Source organism: Vibrio makurazakiensis, assembly GCF_050337375.1.
In the GTDB taxonomy this organism is placed as follows: Bacteria; Pseudomonadota; Gammaproteobacteria; order Enterobacterales; family Vibrionaceae; genus Vibrio; species Vibrio makurazakiensis.
Genome location: NZ_JAKJSW010000321.1, coordinates 1 through 3,371, shown reverse-complemented (window position 1 = coordinate 3,371; position 3,371 = coordinate 1). Strand labels below are relative to the sequence as shown.

The window sequence follows — 3,371 nt, the reverse complement described above, 5'->3', positions numbered from 1 at the left end:
AATAAGAGCTGAAATAACAGAAGATAGAATCGCAATATTCTTAATTGTCGGAATGACGATCGCAATGAAAGTAGCTGCGATAGCAAATTCAAGCCCCCATTCATTGAGACCGGGAATCAAGCGCCCTGCGATAATACCGATCATAGTGGCTAGGTTCCAAAACAGGTAAAAGCTTAAACCCGCACCTAGGGCGTACCATGGCTTAAATTGCTTTTTCGATTGGTTACCACAAATTGCAAATAGCTCATCCGTCAATAAAAAGCCTAAAGCTAATCGCCATTTTAATGGTAGAGGGCTGATCTTATCTCGCATGGATATACTGTAGAGAAAATGCCGAGAAGTAATGAAGAAGGTGGTAATTAACATTGTTGTTAACCCTGCACCTGCTTTAAACATCCCCATAGCAACAAGTTGAGCCGCGCCTGCGAATAGAATCGCAGAGAGAGCTTGCCCTTCAAGAGGGTGTAGGCCGACATCTACCGCAAAAGATCCCGCGAGCAGTCCCCATGGTAATACTGCAATGCTTAAAGGGAGCATTGCGATAGTGCCTTGGGCGAATAGCCGTGATCGGCTGATTGAGTTTGAGCTATGTGAATTCGAGATAGTAGCGTCCATACCTAATTCCAAAAGGGAGTTTCATCTCACCTTAAGGAGTAACAAGCGTTTCTGATTGTACAAAGTTGCTTGATTGGAGCTAAATAGTCAATGAGACGAAGTGAACAAAGTAGTAGCGGATAAGTGAGTAGCGGGAAATGGGGGCTAACACCCCCATTTAAATTAAGTTAAGCCGTTACAGGAAGCTCGCTAGATGGATCTGGTTTTCCATTAACACGACGAAGCCCAAGCAAAGCCAGTATCGACATGATGAGCATTAACCCGCCAAGAGGTAACTGACTTTGAGCTGGTATCATAGAAGCGGCTAATGTGGCTAAGCCTGCTCCCAAATTCTGCATTCCACCGAGCACAGCCCCACCAGTGCCAGCATGAAATGGTAGCGGTGTTAGTGCGCCTGTTGTTGCTGCTGGAAATAAGATGCCAGCACCTAAGAAGTAGATAGTTGCTCCACCTACTAACGTTAAAGCGCTCGTCATGCCAAGTAAGCCTGGAATCAGCACAATAATTGATCCAGCTATTGCGGCAACTATTCCTACGTTTAACGCACGGGATTCACTGCTACGCTGTGCAATAATGCTAGATAGTCCTGCACCCACTAAATACCCTGGTATTGGTAATACAAACAGTAAGCTAACCGTCGTGGCTGGAAGCCCGAGCACACCACCAAGTAATACTCCTGCTGCGGCTTCAAACACTGCGACGCCTGAAAATATTGCGACTAAGCAAATGAGATATCCTTGAAAGCTACGCTCTGACAGAACATGTTTGTAACTGAGCATAACCGGCTCTTTTCGACGGCTTTGTTTTGGTAAAGTTTCCATCATGCTTGTCATCATAGTGATGACTACTGCGATCCCAAACAGAGCCAAAAATAAGTAGCTTGAGCGCCAGCCAAAAGCTTCAGTTAAGTAGCCACCAAGAACTGGGGCCATTAATGGTGAAAAAATCACGCACATACTGATAAGGCTATTTGCACGGTGTAGCTCGCTTCCCGAGAAGCAATCGCGAGTAAGTGTCCGTGACATCGCTCCACCACAACCTATACCTAAACCTTGAATAAAGCTGCCTGCCAGAAACCACTGGTAATGCGGAGAAAATAGAGCGATTAACGTACCTGCAATGTAGATTAAAAGCCCAACTATGATGATAGGTTTTCTTCCTAGACGATCAGAAAGAGGACCATAAATAAATTGAGAAAACCCATATGGGATCAAGTAGCAAGCCATTACAGCCTGGAGTGATGCTGGAGATACGACGAATTCGCTGGCCATGTGGCCAATTGAAGGAACATACATGGTCTGCGTCATTTGACCGACTGCTGTTAAAATAGCAATCAAAAAGGTGAGTTTCGCTAATGGGAACGAAGCAGACATCTTCCTATCTCCAGATGTTAAATAAGTTATTTACTTAGTTAAGCTAATGCTTTCATTTTCGCTTAACAATTTTAGGAGCGAGATGTTATGGCTGTTTTGATATTTCATCAATATAAAAGTGTGATCTATAGCACTATTGTTTTTTGTGACTTGGATTAGTAAAAGTAATCCAAATTTAGAGGCGGGCTGTTATGTTTGCAATTGATTTGTGATGGCTATTATTAAAAAGGGWGCTTACGCTCCCTTGAATGTATATTGCTATTATTCGGTGACGTCGGCTTTACCACTAGCCCATACGTAGAGTAATTCTAGAGCAATGGTCGCACCGGCTAAGGCCGTCATATCACTTTGATCATAAGGTGGCGAGACTTCGACTACATCCATTCCTACGACATTTATTCCTGCTAGACCTCGAATGATTTTTAATACTTTGTCAGAGTTTAACCCGCCACAAACTGGTGTCCCTGTGCCCGGAGCAAAGGCTGGGTCTAAACAATCTATATCAAAAGTAATATAGGCAGGTTTATCCCCCACAATCTCACGAACTTGAGTTACGATCTCTTCAGCACTTAAGTCATTTGCTTGCATAGCGTTGATGACATTAAAACCATGTTCATCTTGCTCATATTCAGTACGTATACCTATTTGCACTGAGTGCTTAGGCGAGATTAGCCCTTCATTTGGTGCGTGATAAAACATCGTGCCATGATCATAGCTACTGCCATTAGCATAGGTATCAGTATGAGCATCGAAATGAATCAACGCCATTTCTCCATGGTGCTTGGCATATGCTCGTAAGATTGGCAGAGTGATGAAATGATCACCGCCAAGACCAAGCATAGTTTTACCACTTTTTAGGATCTCTGCCGTCGCGGCTTCTAGACGATAGGTGAAATCTTCAGCGTCACCACAATCAAATACTAGGTCTCCTGCATCAATCACTTTCACGGTATCGAATAGGTTGAAGCTCCATGGGAATTTCTTCCCTTCCCACGCCAGGTTTACCGATGCTCTTCGTATCGCGTCAGGTCCCATACGTGCGCCAGGTCGACCAGAGGTTGCCATATCAAGTGGAACACCGAGCACCACGACATCAGCGTTTGCACTTACTGGATTCTTCACATAAGGGCGACGCATGAAACTCATTGAGTTCGAGTAAAGCGAATAATCCGTTTTTGTAAATAAATCATTCATTCAGAAATCCTCTAAATACGTATAGCCAGTTAAGCCTTGCTCAAGCTCTAACAAAACATTTTGCTGTTCTTCAGCTGCAACACGCTGGCTTACTAACTCGCGGTAATTGGTGCGGATTTTATCTACGTCTATATGCACGTAACGCATCATATCTTCCACAGTATCGCCTTCATTGATTGACTCAATAAC

The 3,371-nt window shown here is 43.9% G+C and carries 4 protein-coding genes; all 4 read right to left on the bottom strand.

All coding sequences use genetic code 11. The features are described from left to right. Positions 1–615, bottom strand: a 615-nt coding sequence (locus L4C33_RS20765; RefSeq protein ID WP_428814293.1) for an AzlC family ABC transporter permease, incomplete at its 3' end; no start/stop codon positions are given. Positions 616–782: 167 nt separating this feature from the next. Further along, complete coding sequence (emrD, locus tag L4C33_RS20760; RefSeq protein ID WP_428814292.1) at positions 783–1,988, bottom strand: multidrug efflux MFS transporter EmrD; 1,206 nt, start codon at positions 1,986–1,988, stop codon at positions 783–785. 261 nt (positions 1,989–2,249) lie between these two features. Further along, positions 2,250–3,182: an agmatinase gene (gene speB, locus L4C33_RS20755; RefSeq protein WP_428814291.1), complete on the bottom strand. Its 933-nt coding sequence runs from the start codon at positions 3,180–3,182 to the stop codon at positions 2,250–2,252. Continuing rightward, positions 3,183–3,371 (bottom strand): hypothetical protein (locus tag L4C33_RS20750; protein ID WP_428814290.1); only part of this gene is annotated, 189 nt, incomplete at its 5' end. It abuts the gene before it with no gap.